Here is a 26,999-nt window from a genome sequence, read left to right on the forward strand (position 1 = left end):
CTCTATTAAAACTAATAGGTATCCTTAATCCAGTTGTACGGTTTTCTTTTGACCCACAATCCTCTTGTAAAATCCGGAAAATCCTGTGGTTCTCCATTATTCTCTATAGAGACTTCTGACAGAGGTGTAATTGCACTCCATGCAGCGGCATCATACACATCTAATGGTGGTGCTATATTTTGTTTTGCAGATTCTACAAAAGCATTAATCACAAAAAAATCCATCCCACCATGACCAGCACCCATTGCATGTTCTCCATATTTTTTCCATAAAGGGTGGTCATATTTTGCCAGCCATTCATCTGCCTGATCCCATTTATGTGATTCTGATTTTCCTTCTATATATATTCTATTTCCATCGACCTCCCATAATCCATTAGCTCCTTGAACTCTAAACCCTAATGAATAAGGACGAGGCAAGTTACAATCATGAGTAACTATGATGGTTTCTCCCATTGTAGTCTCAATGGTTGAAGTAATAACATCCCCTTGTTTAAACTTAACTTTTGCATTTGGATGATTTTCTCCTCCATGTTTTACAATATAATTGTGTAAACCTATGCTTTTTGTTGCATTAGAAGTAATTGATGAAAAACGATTACCTCTATTAATATTACACATTGTAGCCATAGGACCTACACCATGGGTTGGATATACATCTGCATTTCTTACTACCGAGTGCTGTGTTCTCCATTTTGATTCAGAAATACCTTTTTCGCCAAACTCTACTCCTTTTCCATATGCAGTTTTCCCATCATTTAGTTTTACAAATCTCAGATCATGTTGATACCCACATCTAAAATGTACCAACTCTCCAAACACATTTTGTCTAACCATATTTAAGACTGCCAAAATATCTCGTCTGTAGTTAACATTTTCTAAAATCATAAGATGTGTACCTGTAGCTTCATGGGTATTTACCAAATCCCAGCATTCTTCGAGAGTATTAGCAGCAGAAACTTCAAGACCAGTATATTTACCAGCCACCATCGAATCTTTGGCCATCCTGGTATGCCACAACCAGGGAGTAGATATAATCACTGCATCTACATCCTCTAGGTTTAGCAGATTTCTGTAATCATATTCATTTTTGCTAAATACTTTTGGTTTAGTTTTCCCTGCTTTATTGATTGCTTCTAAAGAAAGGTCTATTCGAGCCTGATCAATATCACAAATTGCTGTTACTAACACATCATCTCTTAAAAGAACATTTCTTAAATGATTTGTCCCTCTTAAACCAACACCAATTAACCCTAATTTAAGCTTATCTTTTTGAGTATATCCCTTATTCCCAAAAGTTAAGTTAGGCAATACAGAAATACCAGCTCCTGCTATTGCTGTTTTTTTAATAAAGTTTCGTCTAGATTTGTGTGTACTCATGATGTTTAGTTTTTCTATTACATTCTTTAAATATAATAGAAAAGCGCATAGTTAAAAAAATCTATACATTTCTTTTTCTCTATCTCTCCAGACTATAAGTTTTTATTTTTTATTTGGTGTTATGTTATTGGATAGATATGATACTTTCGGAAGTATTTTAAGTTAGTTTTCAAGCATAAAAAAAACCCTTCATTAAATAATGAAGGGTTTTCAAAGAAGGCGGTGACCTACTCTCCCACGATTGTAGTACCATTGGCGCTAACGGGCTTAACTTCTCTGTTCGGAATGGTAAGAGGTGAGCCCCGATGCTATAACCACCTTAAATCTTGATTAGTACCTGAGTAATCAGTAAGGAATATTCAGAGATTATATCTCTATATACACTATACTAATATCTCACTACTAACATAATATTGTTGACATATTGATTTAATACACGATAAAAGAACACTAAATATAGCTTGCAAAGCAATTCTCCACTCCGATAGTTGCCTATCGGAGTGTGCGCATAAGCCTATGGGTTATTAGTACTACTCGGCTATGACATTACTGCCTTTACACCTATAGCCTATCAACGTGGTAGTCTCCCACGACCCTTTAAAGAAATCTCATCTTGTGGTGGGTTTCGCGCTTATATGCTTTCAGCGCTTATCCCTTCCGAACGTAGCTACTCTGCAATGCTCCTGGCGGAACAACAGATACACCAGCGGTTCGTCCAACTCGGTCCTCTCGTACTAAAGTCAGATCCACTCAAATTTCTAACGCCCACTGTAGATAGAGACCGAACTGTCTCACGACGTTCTGAACCCAGCTCGCGTGCCACTTTAATGGGCGAACAGCCCAACCCTTGGGACCTTCTCCAGCCCCAGGATGTGACGAGCCGACATCGAGGTGCCAAACCCCCCCGTCGATGTGAGCTCTTGGGGGAGATCAGCCTGTTATCCCCGGAGTACCTTTTATCCTTTGAGCGATGGCCCTTCCATGCGGAACCACCGGATCACTATGCTCTACTTTCGTACCTGATCGAGCTGTATCTCTCTCAGTCAAGCTTGCTTATGCCATTGCACTCTACGCACGATTACCAACCGTACTGAGCAAACCTTTAGAAGCCTCCGTTACTCTTTTGGAGGCGACCACCCCAGTCAAACTACCCACCAAGCACTGTCCGTCGCTAGACGTTAGGCTTCGAATAAGCAAAGGGTGGTATTTCAACAATGACTCACACACGCCTGGCGACGCATGATCAAAGTCTCCCACCTATCCTACACATTACTTATCCAAAGTCAATACTAAGCTATAGTAAAGGTTCACGGGGTCTTTTCGTCCCACAGCGGGTAACCGGCATCTTCACCGATACTACAATTTCACCGAGCTCATGGCTGAGACAGTGTCCAGATCGTTGCACCATTCGTGCAGGTCGGAACTTACCCGACAAGGAATTTCGCTACCTTAGGACCGTTATAGTTACGGCCGCCGTTTACCGGGGCTTCAATTCAATGCTTCGATAAATCTAACATCTCCTCTTAACCTTCCGGCACCGGGCAGGTGTCAGGCCATATACATCATATTTCTATTTAGCATAGCCCTGTGTTTTTGATAAACAGTCGCCTGGACCTTTTAACTGCGGCCTCGCCGAAGCGAGGCGACCCTTCTCCCGAAGTTACGGGTCGATTTTGCCTAGTTCCTTAGCCATGAATCTCTCGAGCACCTTAGAATTCTCATCCCAACTACCTGTGTCGGTTTACGGTACGGGCTGCTTCACTCGGTTTTCTTGGAAGTCGATCCGCTAGATTATCACCTCGGCCGTAGCCTTAGTGTACTATCGCCGTGTTACCACTGGCTTCAACGCACATTTCCGTCAGTGCGCACTAACTTCTCGCCTCCGTCACTTTTAGTGTGAGCAGGTACAGGAATATTAACCTGTTGTCCATCCACTACCCCTTTCGGGTTCGCGTTAGGCCCCGACTAACCCTCAGCTGATTAGCATAGCTGAGGAAACCTTAGTCTTTCGGTGTGCGGGTTTCTCGCCCGCATTATCGTTACTTATGCCTACATTTTCTTTTGTAGATACTCCAGCATACCTCACAGTACACCTTCAACGTCACTACAATGCTCCCCTACCGATATTTCTATCCCATAGCTTCGGTAATATGCTTATGCCCGATTATTATCCATGCCGAACCGCTCGACTAGTGAGCTGTTACGCACTCTTTAAATGAATGGCTGCTTCCAAGCCAACATCCTAGCTGTCTAAGCAGTTCAACCGCGTTTTTTCAACTTAGCATATATTTTGGGACCTTAGCTGATGGTCTGGGTTCTTTCCCTCTCGGACATGGACCTTAGCACCCATGCCCTCACTGCTGGTAAACATTTTATAGCATTCGGAGTTTGTCAGGAATTGGTAGGCGGTGAAGCCCCCGCATCCAATCAGTAGCTCTACCTCTATAAAACTATACCAACGCTGCACCTAAATGCATTTCGGGGAGTACGAGCTATTTCCGAGTTTGATTGGCCTTTCACCCCTACCCTCAGGTCATCCCAAGACTTTTCAACGTCAACGGGTTCGGTCCTCCACTTTGGGTTAACAAAGCTTCAACCTGCCCAAGGGTAGATCACACGGTTTCGCGTCTACTACTACTAACTATAGCGCCCTATTCAGACTCGCTTTCGCTACGGATCCGATGCTGAACATCTTAACCTTGCTAGTAAAAGTAACTCGTAGGCTCATTATGCAAAAGGCACGCCGTCACCAATAATGGCTCCGACCGCTTGTAAGCGTATGGTTTCAGGATCTTTTTCACTCCCTTATTCAGGGTTCTTTTCACCTTTCCCTCACGGTACTGGTTCACTATCGGTCTCTCAGGAGTATTTAGCCTTAACGGATGGTCCCGCCAAATTCATACAGGGTTACACGTGCCCCGCACTACTCAGGATACTACTAAATCTTTGCGCTTTACTTATACCAGGCTATCACTGTCTATGGCTCCTCTTTCCAAAGGATTCTAATTCATTACAAATCTTATATCGTAGTCCTACAACCCCTGCATTGCCGTAACAATACAGGTTTGGGCTAATCCGCGTTCGCTCGCCACTACTAACGGAATCACTTTTGTTTTCTTCTCCTCCGGGTACTTAGATGTTTCAGTTCTCCGGGTTCGCCCCTATTGCTAGGTGACATATCTTCAATATGCCGGGTTGCCCCATTCGGATATCTGCGGATCAATCAGTATGTGCCTGTCCCCGCAGCTTTTCGCAGCTTATCACGTCCTTCTTCGCCTCTGAGAGCCTAGGCATTCCCCATACGCCCTTAATTAGCTTATGCGTCTTGCTTTAACTTGCTCTTTTAGTTTTTGTCGATACCAATAAAGTAACTAAATCAGTATCAACCTCTTTTATGTTCATTAATTGTAAACAATTAATGCTCGTATTTTTAAATCAATATGTCAATGAACGTTTTTCTTAATAACAATATAAAATTAACAACTATAAAGACTATTTCATCTCATGAATCCTGTGCTTTATAATCTATCAATACTTATATCTAAAGAATCGTGGAGAATATCGGAGTCGAACCGATGACCTCCTGCGTGCAAGGCAGGCGCTCTAGCCAGCTGAGCTAATCCCCCAGTATTTGAAATCCTAAATGTCGAATCCAGAATCTCGAATGATGAAGTAATGAATTCTCAACTTCTAAAATTTCCTTTCAATATTTTTTTATGAACTTTTTTTTAATCCGTAATTCGTAATTCAAAAATCCAGAATTAAAAACCGTAGTCTCAGGCAGACTCCCTTCGATAAACTCAGGATAAACTTCTCGTCTGTCTTTCGACTTTGTAGTCTCAGGCAGACTCGAACTGCCGACCTCTACATTATCAGTGTAGCGCTCTAACCAGCTGAGCTATGAGACTTCTTCATAGTTGTGTGTTGGTGGTTAATTGTTGATCGTTGAAACAATCAACTAACAACCAAAAACTAACAACTAAATAATTAATTAACAGCATAAAGACTAAAAACAACTAAGATACATTCCATCGTATCATTTCTGCTTCTCTATATAAAATAGAAAATCTCTAGAAAGGAGGTGTTCCAGCCGCACCTTCCGGTACGGCTACCTTGTTACGACTTAGCCCCAGTTACCAGTTTTACCCTAGGCCGCTCCTAAACGGTGACGGACTTCAGGTACTCCCAGCTTCCATGGCTTGACGGGCGGTGTGTACAAGGCCCGGGAACGTATTCACCGGATCATGGCTGATATCCGATTACTAGCGATTCCAGCTTCACGGAGTCGAGTTGCAGACTCCGATCCGAACTGTGACCGGCTTTATAGATTCGCTCCTATTCACATAGTGGCTGCTCTCTGTACCGGCCATTGTAGCACGTGTGTGGCCCAGGACGTAAGGGCCGTGATGATTTGACGTCATCCCCACCTTCCTCGCGGTTTGCACCGGCAGTCTTGCTAGAGTTCCCGACATGACTCGCTGGCAACTAACAACAGGGGTTGCGCTCGTTATAGGACTTAACCTGACACCTCACGGCACGAGCTGACGACAACCATGCAGCACCTTGTAAATTGTCCGAAGAAAAGTCTATCTCTAAACCTGTCAATCTACATTTAAGCCCTGGTAAGGTTCCTCGCGTATCATCGAATTAAACCACATGCTCCACCGCTTGTGCGGGCCCCCGTCAATTCCTTTGAGTTTCATTCTTGCGAACGTACTCCCCAGGTGGGTTACTTATCACTTTCGCTTAGCCACTCAGACCGAAGTCCAAACAGCTAGTAACCATCGTTTACGGCGTGGACTACCAGGGTATCTAATCCTGTTCGCTACCCACGCTTTCGTCCCTTAGCGTCAATTAATTGTTAGTGATCTGCCTTCGCAATCGGTATTCTGTGTAATATCTATGCATTTCACCGCTACACTACACATTCTAACCACTTCACAATAATTCAAGTCTTGCAGTATCAATGGCAATTTTCCGGTTGAGCCGAAAACTTTCACCACTGACTTACTAAACCGCCTACGGACCCTTTAAACCCAATGATTCCGGATAACGCTTGGATCCTCCGTATTACCGCGGCTGCTGGCACGGAGTTAGCCGATCCTTATTCGTAGAGTACCGTCAGCATTTCACACGTGAAATGGTTTCTTCCTCTATAAAAGTAGTTTACAACCCATAGGGCAGTCTTCCTACACGCGGCATGGCTGGATCAGAGTTGCCTCCATTGTCCAATATTCCTCACTGCTGCCTCCCGTAGGAGTCTGGTCCGTGTCTCAGTACCAGTGTGGGGGATCTCCCTCTCAGGACCCCTATCTATCGTAGCCTTGGTATGCCGTTACCATACCAACTAGCTAATAGAACGCATAGCCATCTTATAGCGATAAATCTTTAATCCTTAGTGAAGGCTCACTTAGGATACTATAAGGTATTAATCCAAATTTCTCTGGGCTATCCCTTACTATAAGGTAGGTACTATACGCGTTACGCACCCGTGCGCCGGTCGTCATCAGTTGCAAGCAACTATGTTACCCCTCGACTTGCATGTGTTAAGCCTGCCGCTAGCGTTCATCCTGAGCCAGGATCAAACTCTTCATCGTTTGTCTTTAAATATTATTTAAAACAATACAACGGAATTATAATCGTATCTCAATATGTCTCTAGTCTTTATTCTAAATGTAATAAACTATACTAATAGTTTAATACGTGCTGTCAATCAATATGTCTATGAACTTATTTTAATCAATAAAGCAATCTTCATCGCTATCAATTATAGATCGTAATTCAAGGAATCGAACCCCAAAAATGCTATCAAAACATCCTAAACCATTACTACGTATTTTTTATGAACTTGTGCTGTCTCGCTAAGCGGGTGCAAATATACAACCCCTTTTATTACTAGCAAAACTTTTTTTGAATTATTTTAAAAAAAACAACCCTACTAAAACCTCAAATCCAATCCCAATGAACTAACAAAACATTATCCCGTTTTGCGGGCGCAAACATACAACCCTTTTTTATTCTGACAAGACTTTTTTAATAAAGTTTTTAAAACTTTTTCTTAACTATAAAATCAAAAAAACAACTCTCAATGAACTCGCAAAACATTATCCCGTTTTGCGGGTGCAAACATACAATCCTTTTTCTTTCTAACAACAAAAATTAGTAACTATTTTGAAACTTTTTTTTAACACTCTGATATCATAAACTTTACATAAACACAAAAAGCATCAACAACACAAAACAGCTTTAAAACTCTTCATTAGATAATCTTAAGAGGTATTACAATCTAAGCAGAGACATACTTTTTTCACATCACAGAAGCACAATACCTAACTATACTAATTGTTTATTTTAAGTATAAACAAAGAATTACATTGTCAATATTTTATTTAATAGAGTTGCACTTAGGTATAATCCTATCCCAAAAATGGTATGCGTAAGCAAGCTTTTTATTCTACCTGTAGCTGGATTTGGTATATCTGACAATGCAATTCCTAATCCAAATGCAGGCTGCATAATAAAAAAAGGAGCGACAATGGTAACAAGGCCTATTAAAATAGCAGGTTGAAGAGTTGGATTAGCTAACCAATTTTTACTACAAACAAATACCAATAAAAATGCAAATGATATTCCTATTATATAATGTGACAACCAACCTATTATCAATTCATTTTTTAATGAGGGTGAATTAAAGATTTTATCATGAAAGAATTTTCCTTTGGGTATATAACCAACCCAACGACCAAGAAGACTATAATCAAGTGATTTTATGTTAAACAAACTTAATATAAATGACCAAATATCCATTGCAAATGTAGCACCAACACCAATAATTATTGTTTTTAATATCCAATTCATTTTATATCTGTTTTCTTGATTAGTATTAGACGATAAAGAGAGGTAATAAGAGATTATATTAACACACACAAAATTAGTACGCATACAGGATGCTGGAGTAGGACAAAATTTTGGTTTACCAGGACTTATCTAAAATTATGTCTAAACACTTTGGGTGAACACCCCATATGTTTTTTAAAGAACCTGATAAAATAAGATGCATCATCATATCCTAAATCATAAGCTATACTACTTACTTGATTAGACGTAGCCAAAAGATATCTTTTAGCTTCTAAAATTATATGTTCATTGATTAACTCTGAACATGTTTTACCTATTGTAGATTTAGTGATGGCATTAAGCTGATATAAAGAAAGGTTCATCATTTCTGCATATTGAGCTGCTCGTTTATGGGTAATGCAATGTGTTTCTAGAAGTTCTAAAAATTCTTCGAGTCGTTCTTGTGAATATGGTGTACCGTTACCTCTATGATCTTTTCCTATTTTCCGACTAAGTTCGGTAAGTAATATACTTAGGTTTGCATTAATTACTTCCTGGTGCCCCTCATCCTTATTTGTAAATTCCTGAAAAATGGCTTCTAAAACAGATATTGATTTTTTAAAACCATTGTTATCAAATTGATAACAGTTCAAATTACTTATTTTTCTTAGCAATGCTACCTTTACCCTATCATGAGCAACATAAGAATTGGCATTAAAATTAAGTAAATACCCAGTGCTCTCCTTATTTAATGTAAGCTGATGTACCTGACCCGGGCGAAGAACAAATATAGAATACGCACAAACATCATAAGGAATAAAATCTATTTCATGAAAACCCGACCCTTGCTCCAGTGCGAGTAAAAAGAAAAAATCATGCCTGTGAAGATTTTGGGTCATCCGTTTTCCGCCTAACATCTTCTTAACATCTTTAATTGCGAAAATAGACTCGTTTGAGTTCACATTACCTTTTCTTACCGGAATCTCTTGCATTATACGACTCAAGGATTTAAAATTCAACTAGTCTTTAAAAAAATCACACCATTTATTACAAATCTATATTTATACAAGGGATAAGAAAATCACATGTTAAATTAAATTTCATCGAACCTTTCTTACCCCTTACACAAAAGCTTTGTATCAGAAAAGTACACTAGTACTTTTTTTGCACCACTAAGATAACTAAACCGATAAAAACGTGGTTCGGTTTATTTGCCTAATTTATTCCAGATTTTCTTAAATCCTTCTAAATTATCTGAAGTTAGATCTTCGTTTGCCATTAGAATTTGCCCAACATTTGTTTTGGGGTCAAACATCATAAAAGCAGATGCTCCTAGATCTGAACCAGTATGCCCTATTTTACCAGATTTAAAATACGCCATAAAAAGCCCGCTATTAGGTTCTCTTGGGCTAATATTCTGAATGTTTTTCCTTTCATCAAAATTCTTAGCATATAACTCTCTCCACGATTTTTTAGTAAGTAATGTACTATTTCCGTTATATCCTTTTATGAGTTCGATTAAGTAAACAGACAAGTCTTCTATATTTGTTTTTAAGCTTCCATCGGGATACGTCACACAGGAATAAGGCTGTATAGCTTGATCTTTTTCATCGTATAGTATACTATGCTGTGCACTGTCTATATTCTTATAAAACCAAGCTGTATTATTCATGTTTAGTGGTTTGAATATATAGTCTTCGGTAAATTCATTAAAAGGTTTATCACTAACTTTTTCAATTATATAAGCCGCTAATGCTGCTCCAATATTCGAATACTCATATTGTACTCCTGCTTTCTTTTTCGAGAAACTTTTCTTTACACTCTTTCTATTATGACTAAGATGCTCATATAGGTATGCTTTTAACGGTGTTTTTGGGAAAAGTTCATAGGCATAGGCAGATTCATATATATTTTTATTATCTATGATTCCTGAGGTATGAGTTGCCAGATGTCTCAATGTAATAATGTTCGAATCGTCGACATGCGGATTAACAATTTTAAAATCCAGATATTCATTAATATCCTTATCCAAATCAAGTAATCCTTTCTCTTTGGCTATCATTAAAGAAACTCCGATAACAGTTTTACTCACTGATCCAATGGGTTGAATTGTATTTTTTGAATACTTCTTCTTTTTTTCTGTATTGGCTAATCCAAATGTTTCAATTTTTAGAACCTCATCCCCATTAACTACAGCGGTAGCATAGCCTGTAAATTTTCTGTCTTGAGATATACAACTCTGGATACTTAAAAAAGTAATTAAAATAAAAGTAAAATAAGATTTCATAATCATTGTTTTTTTGATTGATATATTCATTTTGAGACTACATACTACTCAAACATTACATGCTTACCTTATCGGGTAATTGTTCTGTTGAGATTTGACACAAATAAATATGAAAATGAAGACCCAAACGCCCCAATGCTTCTATTGGCACCTATTTTTAAAGTGTTTCCTGAAGTGAGGATTTGAATTGAGAAGGAGATAAACCAGTTTCCTTTTTAAATATTCGATTAAAGCTGGTCTTAGATTTAAAGCCAGATTCGTATGCAATACCCAGAAGTGTGATATTATTATACTCTGGTGATTTTATTTTTTCTTTGACAGAGGCAACACGATACTTATTCACATAGTCATAAAATGTAGTCTTCAAATATTGATTTAAAAATGCTGAGAGTTTTTTGTCAGAAATTGAAATTGCACTTGCTAATGTGCTTAAGGTAAGGTCTTCGTCTAAATACTTTTTCTCAACAAACATTACACGTTCTAGTGATAATTTCAGCATACTCAATTCTTCATCATTTATACCAGACAAGTACTCATTTTTTTTACTCTCTTTATTTTTTTTCTCTGGTGTATTGATCAAGAAATCCGGAAGTAAAATTTTTGACTGTTTAACTCCATAATACCCTAAATATACTATCAATATAATTACCGAAACTAATGTTAAATACGAGGTTTCAAAATTTAGTTCTCTAATAGTAGACTCATACAAAGTAAATATGACATCAAGGCAAGAAATCACAAGCACACCAATAAGCATTCGTTTTACCCAACCAAAATCATTTTCAGAAATGTTTGAAAAATTGAGTTTCATGGCACCTTTATATCTATTAAATAGTTTTAATGAATACAATGTGTAGAAAATAAAATACAACATCAACAAAATACCAAATAGATCCCCATGATCATTGATCACTTTTAAATAGTTAAACACAAACTCTTTCTTAATGATCGAGACCAAAAAAGGAATTGATACGCATAGTAAATAGAGTACCGTAGGAATAAAATGAATGTAGTATTTCCTTATTAGTTTTGTTTTATTTTCAAATAGAGATTTTATATAAACAAATATCAAAGGTCCGGTAAAAAATTCAATAATTTCATTGAACACAAAAGTGCTTAGAAATAAGAATTTTAATTTATGAATTTGTGCATACCCATGAATAATGTAAAATAGGGTTATAGAAAAAAATAAAAGAAGTAATTGCTGTGGTGATTCTTTGGTTTTAGATTTTATCAATAACAAAAGTATAATAGCATTAATAACAATTCCTGTGGTTAAAAAAAAGGTAATTACTAAATTCATAAACTAAAAATGCTGTAAATTATCTCTAATTATGTAGTGAGTATTGGATTATTTTATGATTAAACCAAAATAACAATGTCTATTTAATAATTTGCAAAATGAGTATGTATTATTTTCGCATTACCTTGTTTATCATTACTAAGAATAAATGTAACGGGCCCTTTTGAAATACTATCTTTTACTGCATTTCTATCTCCAAAAACCATACCGCAGCTACCATGGCAGTTTCTCCATAAATTTTTGTCGTAATATCTTCTAACCAGAGTGATTTTTCAGACTGCTTTCCTCCTTCTATAAAACCAAATTCCAGGTGATGTGGTTTTAGATGCTTATATCCTACCATCAAACCTTCTTTTTCTGATGAAAAATAGGTAAGGTCTTCAGTTTGAAGAAAGATATCGTCTAGCAGATTTAAGTCATAAGTCTCCCACAACTTTAACCATTTATTAATCACATGTTCTGTCTCATTTTGAGATAAAGCTACTTTCTTATTTTGAAACTCTATTTCATTTTTTTGCGTATTGCAAGCTAGCACTAATACAAGGAAAGGGATTATATTTAGAAATTTAAAGTTCATAACCAGCGCTTGTTTTGTATGATTAACTGTTAATTATTCGATATCTTTTCTATTAAATTCACTTTCTACCTATGATTATAATGTTTTAATCATTTGTTCATATTCTTCTATTTTTGATTCTAGTCGCTTGTTTAAATACTCATTTTTATTCTTAAGATGAGACGAAATTAGCTTAGCTTCTTCGCAGTACTTAATTATTTTATTTTTAGTCCAATGTTCTGGTGGGGTTTGGAGATTTGTGATTCGGTCTGCTATTTTAACAATCCCAACTTCTTTTTGTAATTTATTTATACGAATCAGGCTATCCATCATTTTTTCTTCTTTTGATGGTAACTCTTCATCTTTTGTTAGTGCTTGTACGGCTATAGCAACAGGTTCGCTAAATATCTGTTTGATTTCTTCAGCATCTGTATCTGTATCTTCAATTGTATCATGAAGAATTGCTGTTTGTATGGCAAAATCTATATCAAATGAAGGATCAAAATTATAAGCAAATAAAACTTCCATAGCTACATTTGAAATATGCAACAAGTAGTTAGCATTTGTTCCGGGGACTTTTTGTTTGCTATGTTTTTCTCCAGCGAATTTGATTGCTTTTTGATATAGTTCTTGTGTCATAGTAGTTTTATCATATACGTAATGGTTCTATGAATGAAAAGTAGCAGGTTTTCATATACTACTTTATTTTATGTTTATTTTCTTTAATCTTTAAAAACAGCACTAACATCTACCCAATACACTTCTCCTTTGGTCACTCCTTTCCATCCGCTCTTTGGAGGGTTACTGTATCTTTTTGAAAAGAAAAAATACTTATCGTCTGGTGACATATATGGGCAGAAATAAATCCAATCTTTCTTTAGCGGCTCCCCAATATCAAAATGAACCGGAGCTTGCCATTTGTTATTTTCTTTAAATGATATTGCAAAACCTTTCTCATCTGTATATGTGTTTCCTGTAATCAAATAACTTTCATCGGGAGAAACATAGGTGCCACGTTGGCCTTCTTCAGAATTCACTTCAGAACCAATATTCACTGGGGTATCAAATTTTCCTTCTCCCAGATATTGGGCTCTATAAATATCTCCTTTACCAAGACCACCAGGCCGATTTGATGTAAAATATATACTTCCATCTGCAACAACTACCGGATACGATTCTACATATTTTTCTGTTGATACGGGGTATCCAACCTTTGATGCAATTTGCCATTTCCCTTCAATTTTTTGACTTCTATATATGTCTGGCTTACCTTTTTTCAAACGATCTTCAGGACTAACGCCGAGGAAATACATCGTATTACCATCTTGTGTTATTGATGGATCAATGGCAACAGATTCACTTTCCTGGTTGGTATACATTTGTATGGGTTGCGGTGCGGTCCACTTGCCATTAACAAAATCAGAATGATGTATAATAAAACTACCATCAATAATTCTGGTAAAAAACATTTCGGTAAACGATGCATTAAATACTGTATTAATTTCTATAGCATCTGTATTTACAAAGGATGGAGCGAATAATTCTGGTGTTATCCCTGGCAGTTTTTCATCTATATAGGAGTTATTCGAACTAATTGGTTTACAATTTTGCAGGACAAAAACGAATGCGATCATTAATAAGAAATAATACCTTCTACTCATATTATCTGATTTAAATAATTTGTTAACGGCTTTGTATATGGTTGGTTGCGTAGGTTAGGACTAAATTAGTAAAAGAAAACGAACCAAAGGTAAATCTGTAAAGTTTTCTGGATAGACACAAAACAAGTGATTAATTACACCTGCTGTTTCATGTTTGATTTCAATACGTATTCAGGAAGAATTTCTTATACATTGTGCGACTTAATGATACTATTTCGCCACTTAATAATTCTAAACTATATTTCCCTCCGCCATGTTTAATAACTTTACTAATTTTAGATTTTTCAACAATATATGAACGGTGAACTTTAACAAAACTGTCAGGAAGTATTTTTGTTAGTTTTTCTAAATTTTTGTCGTGTAAAAAGCGACGTTTATCGACTGTAAATATTTCAGAATAGTTCCCTGAAGCTTTAATCCATTCAATATTCTCAATACTAATTAAACTAATCACTTTTTTAGATTTAACAGCTAAATATTTTAGTTTTTCACGATACATACCATTACTATTAAGAAATCGATCAATAGCAATCTTGAATCGTTTTTCTAAAATAGGTTTGCTTATAAAGTCTAAAACACCAAAGTCAAAAGCTATAGATGCTTTTTCTCTGTTTGCTGTAATTATAATTGTCTGGAAAGATGATGACGCAACTAATTTAAGAAGTTCAAAACCATCTTCACCGTTTAAATTAAGGTCTAAGAATAGTAAATCATATACTTCCTCGGTAATACAATACTGCGCGTCATCTAAAGTATGTGATATTTTAACTTTACAGTCTACTATATACTTTTTTGCTAAATCGGAAATGCGGTCAGCAACAAGAGTGACGTCTTCTACAATTAGGACTCTCATACGTTATGTTTTATTTCAATAATAGATTCCCAACCATTTTTAATTTTATTCGAATGTAGTTTCCATTTTCCGGGATAACATTCTTCTAATCTAGCTTCTACATATTTTAAACCTGTACCCGAGGTATGCATTAAATCTGTTTTTTTTATCGCGCTGTCATTAAAAAGATGATACAATATCGAGCTTGATGTTTCTTGCTTACTTAATTCAAAATTAGCATCTTGATTACCCGAATATCCATGAGTAATTCCATTTTCTACAAGAGTATGAATAACTATGGGAGGAATCATTTCATCACCAATAATTCCGTTTACCTTCATCTTATAACTAGCTTTTTGTTGAATGCTCATAATTCTAAGATGCGCTTTACATATTTCAATTTCTTGATGTATCGGAACAAGTTTCTTTTTACTCATTATAGATAATAAATGAAACTCTTCTGATAACGCTTCGATCATTTTACTTGCGGTTTCAGGCTCTTTTGATATCAATTGTTGTAATGACATTAAAGAGTTTATTATAAAATGAGGCAAAATACGCTTTTGTAAAAATTGGTATTCAAGGCGTTCTAATTTAAGTTTTGCTTCATTAAGTGATTTTGTTTTATGCAATATCCCTTTTGCTGAAATGAAAATCATAACCAGAGCAAAAATAATCATGCCAAGACTATCTAACTTATAGACTAAAGATGTAATTATAAAATTGCTATATACAAAAGTGTAACTTTCAATACTATTACTATCGTCCAGGTAATTAAAAAGAAATAAAACAAATAGTGATATTGTAATAACAGTTCTGTTTTTCACTCTTTTTAACGAGGCAAATATGCTCATGACAAAAGGTATAAAGCTTAGAGTAACTGCAATATTAGTGTTAGTCCAAACAGCAAGAACATAAACTATGATGAAAACTAGAATTGAAAGAAAAAGAGTTTTCTTTTGATATTCATATTCGAAGTATAAAACAAAAAGTAATATGAAATAAGTGATATGTTCTAGCCCACTTCTAAGGGTGTAACTATGTATAAAAGAAGCAGATGGAACAAAACCGTTCCAATACAGCACTTCATAAGCGACTAATACACTATTAATTAAAAATAAAAGAGCCAATAGAAGAAAAACCTTTTTTCTATTTAGAGAAAAATACAGCACTACGTTTATCAGTAAGAAGAAAATGAATACCCCAAAAAACAAAATGGGTGCTGTTGTCATTACAGCTGTGTGTTTTTGAAACGCTTCTAAATTACCGATAGACACATCTCTAAAATTTGCATTTGTTTTATTTTTATAGTTAGTAAATTCTATTTCAATTTTGTTATACCCGTTTACCAGATAATCTTTTGGAATTCTTTTTTTTACTAAGTTTTTACCTCCAATTTTTGATTGAGATATGTTCTCAACTCTTCCATTTCTAAAAAGTAATTTGTCATTTAAATATAGATTAGCAGCATTAACGTTAGTACGAAACTGTATCCAGATATCGCTATTGTTAATTGTTTCTTCTGTAACTTTAAAATCCAGAGTCACATACCAAAGCCCTTCTTCTTTACTTACGTGTTCATAAATACCTTTGGCATTTAGTTTATCTGCAAGAAATTGCTTTGTATTTCCTTTATATAAAGTAGCTATATCAAATGTGCTTAAATCTATAACATTCCCAGAATATTCGGGAATGTTATTGACTGTCTGCGTGCTTAAAAAAAAACTTATGATTAGCAGTAATTTCATTTTTACTTAAAAGTCCTATTTATGATAAAGATACTTCTTCTATATTTATTTAATAATGATATTTATTTCGCTCAATCTGTCCAGAAGCGAGCAACAATCATATCAAATCGACCACCTAAAAAAGTAGTTTGCATTGGGTTTACTGTTGGAAAATCAATCGAATTTGATGCTCCTGAGACAGTTAACGAACCATCAGTTCCTATGGCAAGGCCTTCGAATATATCCTGGCCTTTTCCGCCAATTAAAGTGGAATGACGAAGAAATGATCCGCTTGGATCAAGTATAGCTATAAATGCATCATCGTCACCACGCAGATTGTTTTCTTGACTATTAATTATAGGGAAATTTTTGGAAGCTGTATTACCCACAATGAATGCATAACCTTTCTCGTTGACTACAAGATTTCTGGGGTTGTCATCTTTCTCTCCACCCAAATAAGTCGAATATACAATCTCTCTTTTATGAAGATTTAATCTAGTGACAAAGGCGTCTCTCACTCCTCCAAAATCAGTTTGAAACGCCTTTGTAGTTGTTGGGTAGTCTACAGAGTTTGTAAATCCCATCATAAATACATTACCCGAAGAGTCAAGATCAATACTGTAAAGCCGTTCGGTTCCTTTCCCTCCCAAATAACTGGCAAAGTTAATGACCGATCTAGTTGGGTCAATTACAGCTAAAAAAGCATCATCTTCTCCTTTGTTTTCACTTTGTATAGCGTTTTTAACTGGAAAATTAATTGAGTTGGTTGTCCCAGCAATATAGAGTTGCCCCATACTATCCAATTTGATTGAGAAACCAATATCGTCACCTGACCCTCCTATATAAGTTGATGTCAGCATTTTTCCATTAGGATCAAGAGTAGCAATAAAAGCATCTATTCCTCCAGCCGATTTTGATTGTAAGGCTCCTTCAGAGGTAGGAAAATCTTTAGACTTAGTTCTACCAATAACATGAACATTACCCTGTTGATCAATAGCTATACCTCTACCATCTTCATCTTTACTACCTCCTAAAAAAGTTGACCAAACAACTTTTCCTTTGGGATTAATTTTAACAACAAAAGCATCACTCTTTCCTCCAAAATTTGGTTGAAATCCATTAGGGTTTATTGGGAAATCAGACGAATAAGTAGTTCCTACTGCATAGATATTTCCTATAGAATCTGATATGAGTCCCTGGATAGCATCCCATTTTGCCCCACCAAATTTAGTTAAGTAGGCAACCTCTGTTCCTTTTTTGTTTAGTTTCACAACAAAAGCATCCATTCCTCCACTAAGAGTATATGGATATCGATTAGCTCCAGGTAAATCTGCAGAGCTTGAGTGGCAACCAAGGTATGTATTTCCTTCGGAGTCGACAGCAACAACATCAGCATCATCGGTTCCGTTGCTCCCATAGTATGTCGAATAAAGAGTTGAAGTTGACAATTCTTGACCATACAACTCATCTTTTACAAAAATTAGAACAATCATTATTGCGATTAATAGTTTTTTCATAACATGATTTTTATTTTAAAATCAAAATTAATTATGAAGTACTTATCTATGTAAAGGTAAATGGTGAAAAGCACGAGGATCGTGTGAATATCACATGAAGCTATTCTATGAAAAAGGTATTAGATTAAGTTTAGGGTTGATGCCTTTTTAGGACACAGTTTTAGTGACTGTTCTTAGTATTATTTTTTTCGAGGAAAATTAATTCCAGTTTTTTGTTTATCCTTTGTTTTCTAAATTCTGAATATCCAAGCTTAGTATAGAGTATTAAGTTCCTATCACTTTTATGTCCTGTAAACAGTTCGAAACGCTTTGCAGCCTTAAACTGAGACTCTATTTGATTCATTAATCGTGTTCCTAATCCTTGTTTTCGAAATTCTTTTTTTACAATTAACCTACCAATCTTGCAGGTATCTGAGTCTAAACTTCCTCGAACAGAACCTATTACTTCTCCATCAGATTCAATTTTTAAGATTTTTTCGTTTTCAAAATCAAGTTCAATTGATGCTAAGGTTTGTGTTAATGGAGGAATTGAAAAATCGTTATATAATTCTGCTTCTTCTAAATAGCAAGCTTTTTGCAATTCTAATATTGATTTAAGATCTTTTTTTTCTGCTAAAGATATCTTCATAACTGAGTTTTATTTCTACTTACAACACCGTATATGCTAGTAGACATACAATCATTATATACTTATGTGTATTTTATCTATACTAGTTTCTAAAATACCTAAACCACCCCACAAAACCCGATTTTGAAGAATAGTTTTTAAAAATCCTGGATTAAACCTGGATTATATATCTTAACACACTATATCGTCCTGTTTTTTTGTCAATTTCTACTAATAAAAAATAACCAAAATAAAACATACTGTGTTTTTAGATTCGGTTTATGCTTTGATACGCTATTCTTTTGTCAAGTCTGATAACCAATACATACCACGAACTGCCGACATGGGAAAAGCTCCACCATGGTTAGCAGATTCAATCACTACAAGCTTTGATGATACATCTGTGTAATTTTTGCTTTTCAATATGGAAACAAGACCTTTAGCATGTCCAAGCATACTTTCTTTTTCTAATGCGCCAATTGACACAAAAACATTAGCATTTAGCTCTTTTTGATTCAAGGCGGTAATAGGCTCATGTTCATAAATGTATGATCCGTCTAATAAAGCTCCGGGGCTACCAAGAATGTAGTTTTTAAAAGTGTCTGGTTGTACAAATAATATGTATGCTCCAAATTTTGCGCCCATGGAATACCCAAAATAGCTGCGGTTATCAGAATCAGTTTGATAGTTGTTTTCAACATACTTAATAACATCGTTACGAATGAAATCCAGATGATTACTGGCCTGCCCACGTTGATATTTAGCTTGATGTTCTGGATTACTTGATTTCATTATTGAGTAATCTCGAAATCTACTTGCATGTGCTCCTAATGCACCTAATTTTCCTTTTAGATCTTTTTGCCAGGAAATGCCAACCAAAATAGTGTTTTCCACCACGTGTTCAGCGGAGCCTGATAATATTTCGATGTGCTTCAGGGCATCAGTAAAATAAAGCACGGGATATTTGATGTCACCGTTTTCTGAATATCCCTCTGGTAGCTTAACGTAAAGTTCATATTGCCTGTCATTTTTAGTATCCTTTATTGGGATTACCTGTATCCGAGGTAATTCTAAATAAGACTTTTCTACCGTTTGTGTCCCATCGTTTATATTATTTTCTTGAGCAAAGACGGTGTTGAGTGATAAAACACATGTCAATATTAATAATTGCGTTGTTTTCATGTTTCCTTTCCTTATTATAAATGTCTTAATTTCTCATTGTTTAATATTTCAAAATGTTTGGTAACAATGATATATGTGTACTAGTACACATATACTTATTATGTAATCTTGCACACATATTAATAACCGTTTCTAAAAATATCAAAACGATCCTATAAAGTCTTAATTAAATCCATATCATACAATCTAGCATACTAAAATATCCCGCTGTTTTTGATTAGTTTCCAATTACTAATAGTATCCCGATTAGTAAAAGAACTACCCATCCCGGGTGTTTTCCTTTAGTACCTACTAAAACCAAAAGAGACGTCAGGAACATGGTGTATATGATAGACAGTATTATAAAATCAATACTAGTTGATTTCAGCTCATTGTATTCTACCGAAATTTTGATCAATACCGCCCCGATACACCAGCCAAATACTGAAGCCAAATGCCAGGTTGCCCATAATATCCTTAAATGCCTTTCTTTTAATGCTTCGCTTTTTTTTGAAGGAACCAGGTTTCCTTTATTTCTTTTGCTATTAAAAATCAAATATTCTCCAAGAATGGAATGAACAATTCCTAAGAGAAAACATAGCATTCCTGCTATACACAAATATGTATTCATTACTTAATTATTAGTGAACTCATCTTAACTTCGGTATTATGTGTTCGTTCTTTATTTTCCTATCAAAATATGATATTCTTTTGGTATTTCAATTCCTCTATATCCATTTGTTAATCCATAAAATAGTACCAGCGTTACCACTACACCAAGTACAAGTATTAAAACAGATTGTTTTCGAGGTGTGAGTCCCAATACATTGTTTTTCATTTTGACGTAATTAATGGCCGAAATGTGACCAAAAAACGAAAGTATAGCAAGCCCGTAATAGGGTATGAAAAATAGATTTATCGGAAAAGTATTCAACCCTGCTACTCCAAAATAAATATTGGTATCTAAATCTAAAAAAAACCTACCTGTGAATACTGCCCCAAGATGAAACACAAAGAAAACGGCTAGATATAATCCGCTCCATACTTGTAATTTTTCGAAAAACCCAGTGGTATTTTTTCTCCTTCTTAAAAATAGTCGTATCCCAGAAAAAATCTGAATGAACACTGCTATCAACAAAAGAGTTTCGGCAAAAACATTTCTATATACCCAACGAAATTTATCCATTAATCGGATGTGCTCCTCTACCCCAAAAAGACTATAACTATGGTTAAACAAGTGAAAGCTTATAAAAATTGTAATTATAACCCCCGAGATATAATGAATTCGTTTCATCATTTTTTTCACAAAGGTCAATCTAAATTATAACGTATCATTTGATTTATATCAAATTCGGTTTTTATGCTTTCGTATTCTGCTTAATGTTTCTTAGTGTGATTCCAATGAAGCGATATATGCAATGGTAGTTTGTCTAAAAACTACCGTTTAAGTTTTGTTGTGATGTTGTATTTTTTCTTTCCAATTAATAAAAGGGAATCTGCTTCCTCAAATTCTGTATAATTCATTATCAAGAGTATTTCAAAATAATCCTCAAAAAAGTCTCTTAATGATTTTTCTGTATGATAGTTTACAAAAAGGCCTTTGAAAATTTCTGAACCTTCTCCTTTCCAAAATGAATGACAAATAATCCCACCTGATTTCAAAATATCATGCTGCCTCTTAATTGAATTTTTAAGCTCACTATCTTTCAAGTGATGCATTACTTTATTAGAATATATTCCATTATATTTTTCATCTGTATTTAACGTAACAGCGTCTAAATCAAGAAATCTACCCGAAGGATAGCTTGAAATAAGGTGTTTTAGGAATTCATTAGAATTATCTGAGCCAATAACCTTGTAATCTTTATTAAGGATATTCCAATCAGTTCCTGGCCCTGTTCCAATTTCAAGTAGAGTAGAATCCGAGGGTAAGAACTCTTTAAGTTTTTCAATCAGCTCACCTCCATTCACCTCTTTTGCTAATCTGATATATTCTTCAACAGAATCTTTAGTTTTATAATATTCTTCTTTCATTTTTATTTTCTATATACTACAATACATTAAAGATAAGTGTTGTTGCAGTTTAATCGGTTTAAAATAACCAAATTCGTAATTAATTCTGGTTTTTCCTACCTCCGATTGTAAATCCAATAGACAGTCCTAAATAGCCACTATCTACTGTTCCTATGATTTGGCCACTCGGTAGTTCTATATCTGCTTTCGGAATAAGATTATATTCTAATCCAAGTCTTGTTTTACCAAATTCAAATCCTCCTCTTAATAGAAAACCTATCTGGTTATTAACACTTCCTTCTAACACATCTGCAGAGCCAACTGGGGAAACATCGATATAGCTCAACAAATAATATCCTACCCCTAAACCTACATAAGGACGATAATTATTTTCATTTAAGTAATAATCGAAAGTCGGTACAAACGAAATGACGGCATTATCAGATTGATCATCAATATTAAATTGAGCACTATCATTATTTTCAAATTTTTGAGAATTTAATGCAACCCCAAATCTTAATCCGATAACCTTATTTTCTGAAATTTTAATTTTGGGTTCAACATTAAGTAATAATTCTAAATTTCCGGATTCTGAAAATAAGAGAATCCCAGGTTCTATCCGAAAAGTTATATTACTCTTTTCTTGAGCATTTAGATTGAATAAACAGAATACTAAGGTTATAAGTACTAACTTTTGCTTAGGTATAGACCAACTCATTTGTTTTGTAACGATTTAAGTTGAAAACGTTTGTTATCTTAAGTTATTGAGTACATCACTCATTATATAGTTATAGCTAATCGTTTGTGTCCTGATTATCTGGAAAAGCCTTTTCAAACCTAGTTTTACTTTCTCCTGTTAAATATTTTTTAGCTAATAGAATTATGGCATCTGGTCCTTTGTTTACCCATTTCACCAGATTCTCATCATTCCCTTTTGCCTCTAATGCGAGCCATACAGCAACTGGCATAGCACCCCATTTTTTTTTCATAGGACCTCTAGATAGGTTTGCGTGCAAATTGTTTTCTTCTTCCCTTGTAAGGTTTGACTGTGTAGATACTTTAATGATTTTTTCAGTAAATATTGGATACAAATTTTTAAAAGTATTTTTTGATGTCATGGATAAAGAATCTCCTACAGGAAACCATTTAGTAGACATCGAACGATACATCCCAAAACCTTCCATTACGCATTCCCACAAAATCTGATCTTTAAATGTATCGAGTTTTAAGTTGTTTTCCTTTGCCCATTGTTTATGAAGTAAATGTGTAAATTCGTGTGCAAATATACGGTCAATTCGATTGTCATTAGCAGGTTTTTTTGCTGATCCGTATTCTCTGTGTAATGCATTTACATCGAGACAAACAGTTTTATTTTTATAGGTAAAAGCATCATCACCACCTTGATATCCTAAAAGGATAGAAATGGTGTCTTTAAGTTTGATATTCTGAAAAGGTACTTTTAGTGAGTCTCTAAAAGTATTCCATTTAGTTGTTTTGGATTCAATTAAGTTGATCCAATCTTGTTCTTCTTCTGTTATTTGCTTAATCACATTTGATAGAGAGTCAAGTATAGCAGCATTCTTCCTGCTTACTAATACATTTTTCCATTCATTAGATATCTGATTAGAATTAACACCTAATTTAACCTTTATAACTCTGGTGTCTTCAACTTTACTGATTGAAGAGTTCTTTATTACTTCTTTATCATCTGAAATAGTTTCTTTTTTCGAGTTTGAGTTACAACTTATTAATAAAATTGAAATAAGAGTAAGGAAGTAAATACTTAAGTTTTTCATTTGATTGATTGATTGATTCTAAATATCAGAGTTTAAAAACTTATTTATGTTACACAATCCTTGTGAATCTTTTTTGATGAATTAGATAGAGTTCACGTTCTTAGAAAGTTATTTGTTTCTTATTTTTTGAGAGCTTGAATACAGAAATCCTATTATAAATGTTCGTTAAGATACATAGTTTACACAAGTTAAAGATTAGGTGTTTACACTAAATTAGTTTCTAACCTTGTTGATTGTTGTTTATGTCTTAGATTTCTTTGATCAAAGAAACCTAAAAATACATTTCTATAATAGACTTTCCAAATACCATTACCTAGCTCTTGGATTCCTACATATTTTCCTTTTAATGCTGCAGTTAAATACACCCAATAATAGGACTTCCATCTTATAGCTCCGCTCTTCGTTACTTTTAGAATTTTATACTTAGAATCATAGTCAAAATCTTTTATTTTTTCAGGGAATGGTCTACAGGAAAAATCGTGTACATCCGCTGGTGTTTTCATATCTAAAGCTTCGTGTGGTCTTATGTGATTATATTCCTTTACAAAGTGGTTTAAACGCCTTTGTTGTGCTTTTAGATCAAAGGCTGAAGGTTTGGCACAAGCCGCTTTTAAATCGCGATGCATACGTTCATGTCTACCATTTTGTTCTGGGTGTGCTGGGTCAGAAAATACAGGGATAATACCTAGTTCTATAAACCAATAAGAGAGTTGTGTAAATCGTTGTATGGCTCTTACAGATCCAAAGGGGCTTCCATTATCAGTATGTATTTGTTTTGGGATGCCGTAGGTTCTAAAAACCTTTGTGAATGCTGTCTTGGCAGCTTTTAGTGTTTCTTTGTAATGTCCTTTGGCGGCGAATAAGAATCGACTTTTAGAGTCCGCTATAGTTAGTGGATGACAGTAGATTTTATTACCCATTAAGAACTTACCTTTATAATCGGCACTCCATACTTCATTACAGTTTTTGGGGTCAAAAATAGGGTGTATAGGCTTTACTCTACGCATTCGTTTTTGAGGGGATACCAAACCGTTTTTTCGAAGAATATTATGAACCGTAACCACAGAAGGGATTTGCTCTTTTGGAAATTCTTTAAACAATAAAACCCTAATTTTCTTCGCCCCCCATAACTTATATTTTTCTTTTAACTTAAGAATACTTTCAATGATTTTTTGATCCGTTGTATTAGGATGTTTTCCAGGCTTTCTGGATAGTTCTTTTAGACCTTCAAAGCCTTGATTTTCGAATCGATGAATCAATTTATAGGCTGTTGGTCTGGAGACTCCAAAACTCTTACATAATTCTGTGATGGTATACTTTCCTGTTCGCCATTCACAGATAAATTCAATTTTTTGTTTCATAGTTGTTGTCGTTTTCCAAGGCATGATAATTTGATTTTTCCCTCAAATTATACCTTAAAAAGTGTAAACTATGTTTCTTTAACTTTGTAAAGGATGTTTGTTTAACGTACCAAATTATTACTAACGTTTTGTATAAGAAACGTAGGGCGGTTAATTAACGATATTTTTTAGATTGGCACTAAATCAAATATAAATATTTCGCTTTTATCATTTTTTTGCAAATGTCTAATTAAAGATTTGGCGACTTAGTAAATTTCGAAGCCTTTCAAACTATCTTAAACCATCCTACGTTTTTATACATTGCTGGCTATTGGCTTTATTTTTTCTCTATTATTGCAGGTAATATATATTCCTTCATCATTTTGTCTGCATTAGCATGAGCATTTGGATTGTTATATGCAGAAGAAGTAATAACAACAACAAAAGGAATGTTTTTAAAGATAAAAATCTTATTCCCACCTCTACCACTACAAAAAGAAACTGGGTAATCTTTGCCATTAATGGTATATATTTTATTCCAGAAAAGGTAGCCGTAGTAGCCATCTTTTATACCAGCATAGGCTTGTGATACTTGTTTTGATACACTTTTCTCTACCCATTTTTCTGTTATAATTTGTTTGCCATTCCATTTTCCTTTGTTTTTGTATAATTGCCCATACTTAGCAAAGTCGATGGCTCTTAACTGTATTCCGCCGGCGGTATTACCGATTTTTTGTGGTGTGTATTGCCATTTATAATTGGTAATATTAAGTGGTTCAAATAATTTTTTATCTGCATAAGAAATTAACCCTTCAGGAACAGATTTATGAATGATATCTCCTAAGATCACAACTCCAGCAGTAAAATAAGTAAAATCTTTTCCTATTGTTTTATCTTTTTGCATTGGTAAATCAAGTGAAAATTTAACCCAGTTATCGGTTGGATACATATTTTCTTCATTTCCTAAACTATTGTAATCACTATCATCACCAAGAAATCCCGAACTCATAGTTAGAAGAGATTTTAATGTTACAGAATCTTTCTTACTGCTATAATTTTTAAAGGATTTTAATTTGTAAAAATCTTTTAAAAATGCATTTTCACTATTGATATGGTTTTCTTTAATAGCAATCCCCAGCACTGTAGATGCAAATGATTTCCCTACAGATCTTGAGTTGTGTAAACTATTTCTGTCTTCACCATTAAAATATTCTTCTATTAAAAGCTTGTTTTCTTTTATAACGACAACTCCATTAATATTTTCGAATCTTTTTTCAGCTATTTTTCTATTTAGTGCTTCTATTTTGTGACGATCAAAACTATCTTTAGATAATTGCCAACCACTATCGGGCTGTATTTTTTGAACTGGTATTAGACTTTCGTCTATAGCAATTTTGGCCACTTCGATTGTTATATTTCCTTTGGCTAAAATCGCACCTACTTTTAGCGTTTCTTCTTTTAAATAGGGTCTTACTTCAATAGTTAAAGAATGGTTACCTTCTACGAGAACATCTTGTCCTCCACTTAATTTCATAAACTTTAGCCACATAAACCAACCCCAAAAATCAATCTGTTCGGGATACATTAACGGAACCATATGTTTAAGTTTGGTTGTCTTAGCATCTATAGTTCCTGCACCTTTGTTTAAATTTTCTACATGAACTTTTTTGCCATCTACTAAAAACGAAAATTGAAAATTCCCTTTATTCAATAATTGATCTTGTGATAAGCCTGGAGCTAATAATTTAAGGCTTTCAATAAGAGGTTTATCTAATGTAAAATGAATGTTCAGAAACTCATCTTTATTAAGTGTAAAACTATTGACATAGTTATTTGGTGTAGGTTTATTTTTTTTAAAGTCAACCTTTGAAAAAAATAGATTCTCAATTTCATTTTTTTGAGAATTTTTTGGTGTTGAACTTTTACTAGTATTGCATGCTACGATGAAGCAAACAATAAGTACTAAACAATTTGATTTCATTT

Annotated in this window: 20 protein-coding genes, 2 tRNA genes and 3 rRNA genes; all 25 read right to left on the reverse strand. The window is 34.6% G+C overall.

All coding sequences use genetic code 11. The features are described from left to right. Positions 1-11: 11 nt before the first annotated feature. Entirely contained in the window at positions 12-1,379 is a 1,368-nt protein-coding gene (locus NNL09_RS01680) for a Gfo/Idh/MocA family protein (RefSeq protein ID WP_025667299.1), read from the reverse strand. A 214-nt stretch (positions 1,380-1,593) separates the two neighbouring features. Next, positions 1,594-1,701 (reverse strand): 5S ribosomal RNA (gene rrf / locus NNL09_RS01685). A 182-nt stretch (positions 1,702-1,883) separates the two neighbouring features. After that, positions 1,884-4,701, reverse strand: a 23S ribosomal RNA gene (locus NNL09_RS01690). Between the two features lie 230 nt (positions 4,702-4,931). After that, positions 4,932-5,005: transfer RNA gene (locus NNL09_RS01695), tRNA-Ala, on the reverse strand. Between the two features lie 208 nt (positions 5,006-5,213). Then, positions 5,214-5,287, reverse strand: a tRNA-Ile gene (locus tag NNL09_RS01700). Positions 5,288-5,453: 166 nt separating this feature from the next. Next, positions 5,454-6,976, reverse strand: a 16S ribosomal RNA gene (locus NNL09_RS01705). Together the 16S, 23S and 5S rRNA genes with 2 tRNA genes alongside form the textbook arrangement of a ribosomal RNA operon. A 772-nt stretch (positions 6,977-7,748) precedes the next feature. Further along, the gene (locus NNL09_RS01710) at positions 7,749-8,237 is read right to left on the reverse strand and encodes a DUF2938 domain-containing protein (protein WP_025667645.1); all 489 of its coding nucleotides are present in this window, start codon (positions 8,235-8,237) and stop codon (positions 7,749-7,751) included. 125 nt (positions 8,238-8,362) lie between these two features. Then, the gene (locus NNL09_RS01715) at positions 8,363-9,208 is read right to left on the reverse strand and encodes a helix-turn-helix domain-containing protein (RefSeq protein ID WP_196912036.1); all 846 of its coding nucleotides are present in this window, start codon (positions 9,206-9,208) and stop codon (positions 8,363-8,365) included. Positions 9,209-9,423: 215 nt separating this feature from the next. Continuing rightward, positions 9,424-10,503 (reverse strand): serine hydrolase, encoded by a 1,080-nt coding sequence (locus NNL09_RS01720; protein ID WP_196912037.1) that lies wholly within the window; start codon positions 10,501-10,503, stop codon positions 9,424-9,426. 157 nt (positions 10,504-10,660) lie between these two features. Beyond that, positions 10,661-11,806: an AraC family transcriptional regulator gene (locus tag NNL09_RS01725; protein WP_196912038.1), complete on the reverse strand. Its 1,146-nt coding sequence runs from the start codon at positions 11,804-11,806 to the stop codon at positions 10,661-10,663. Between the two features lie 178 nt (positions 11,807-11,984). After that, positions 11,985-12,383 carry a hypothetical protein gene (locus tag NNL09_RS01730; protein ID WP_196912039.1) on the reverse strand — a complete coding sequence of 133 codons (399 nt, stop codon included), beginning with the start codon at positions 12,381-12,383 and terminating at the stop codon, positions 11,985-11,987. A 75-nt stretch (positions 12,384-12,458) separates the two neighbouring features. After that, positions 12,459-13,001, reverse strand: a complete 543-nt coding sequence (locus tag NNL09_RS01735; protein WP_196912040.1) for an HD domain-containing protein — start codon at positions 12,999-13,001, stop codon at positions 12,459-12,461. 83 nt (positions 13,002-13,084) lie between these two features. Continuing rightward, on the reverse strand, positions 13,085-14,023 hold the full coding sequence (locus NNL09_RS01740; RefSeq protein ID WP_196912041.1) for a PD40 domain-containing protein: 939 nt from the start codon (positions 14,021-14,023) through the stop codon (positions 13,085-13,087). A 160-nt stretch (positions 14,024-14,183) separates the two neighbouring features. Further along, positions 14,184-14,876, reverse strand: coding sequence for a LytTR family DNA-binding domain-containing protein (locus NNL09_RS01745; RefSeq protein WP_025667636.1), 693 nt, complete (start codon positions 14,874-14,876; stop codon positions 14,184-14,186). After that, positions 14,873-16,603, reverse strand: a complete 1,731-nt coding sequence (locus tag NNL09_RS01750) for a histidine kinase (protein ID WP_196912042.1) — start codon at positions 16,601-16,603, stop codon at positions 14,873-14,875. Before NNL09_RS01750 ends, NNL09_RS01745 begins: the two co-directional genes overlap by 4 nt. A gap of 71 nt (positions 16,604-16,674) precedes the next feature. Further along, a complete protein-coding gene (locus tag NNL09_RS01755) occupies positions 16,675-18,099 on the reverse strand; it encodes an SBBP repeat-containing protein (RefSeq protein ID WP_196912043.1) in 1,425 nt (474 codons plus the stop codon). Positions 18,100-18,259: 160 nt separating this feature from the next. Then, complete coding sequence (locus tag NNL09_RS01760) at positions 18,260-18,727, reverse strand: GNAT family N-acetyltransferase (RefSeq protein WP_025667633.1); 468 nt, start codon at positions 18,725-18,727, stop codon at positions 18,260-18,262. A gap of 273 nt (positions 18,728-19,000) precedes the next feature. Next, positions 19,001-19,888: an alpha/beta hydrolase gene (locus tag NNL09_RS01765; RefSeq protein ID WP_196912044.1), complete on the reverse strand. Its 888-nt coding sequence runs from the start codon at positions 19,886-19,888 to the stop codon at positions 19,001-19,003. Positions 19,889-20,105: 217 nt separating this feature from the next. Beyond that, positions 20,106-20,498 carry a hypothetical protein gene (locus NNL09_RS01770; protein WP_196912045.1) on the reverse strand — a complete coding sequence of 131 codons (393 nt, stop codon included), beginning with the start codon at positions 20,496-20,498 and terminating at the stop codon, positions 20,106-20,108. Between the two features lie 51 nt (positions 20,499-20,549). Then, positions 20,550-21,164 carry a hypothetical protein gene (locus tag NNL09_RS01775; RefSeq protein WP_196912046.1) on the reverse strand — a complete coding sequence of 205 codons (615 nt, stop codon included), beginning with the start codon at positions 21,162-21,164 and terminating at the stop codon, positions 20,550-20,552. Between the two features lie 140 nt (positions 21,165-21,304). Next, positions 21,305-21,901 carry a trans-aconitate 2-methyltransferase gene (locus NNL09_RS01780; RefSeq protein WP_196912047.1) on the reverse strand — a complete coding sequence of 199 codons (597 nt, stop codon included), beginning with the start codon at positions 21,899-21,901 and terminating at the stop codon, positions 21,305-21,307. Between the two features lie 79 nt (positions 21,902-21,980). Beyond that, entirely contained in the window at positions 21,981-22,598 is a 618-nt protein-coding gene (locus NNL09_RS01785) for a hypothetical protein (RefSeq protein ID WP_196912048.1), read from the reverse strand. Positions 22,599-22,674: 76 nt separating this feature from the next. After that, complete coding sequence (locus NNL09_RS01790; protein WP_196912049.1) at positions 22,675-23,676, reverse strand: hypothetical protein; 1,002 nt, start codon at positions 23,674-23,676, stop codon at positions 22,675-22,677. Positions 23,677-23,879: 203 nt separating this feature from the next. Further along, the gene (locus NNL09_RS01795) at positions 23,880-25,037 is read right to left on the reverse strand and encodes an integrase core domain-containing protein (protein ID WP_196912086.1); all 1,158 of its coding nucleotides are present in this window, start codon (positions 25,035-25,037) and stop codon (positions 23,880-23,882) included. A gap of 316 nt (positions 25,038-25,353) precedes the next feature. After that, positions 25,354-26,997: a serine hydrolase gene (locus NNL09_RS01800; protein ID WP_196908915.1), complete on the reverse strand. Its 1,644-nt coding sequence runs from the start codon at positions 26,995-26,997 to the stop codon at positions 25,354-25,356. Positions 26,998-26,999 lie beyond the last annotated feature (2 nt).

The organism is Aquimarina sp. EL_43, from assembly GCF_943422735.1.
Taxonomy (GTDB): Bacteria; Bacteroidota; Bacteroidia; order Flavobacteriales; family Flavobacteriaceae; genus Aquimarina; species Aquimarina megaterium.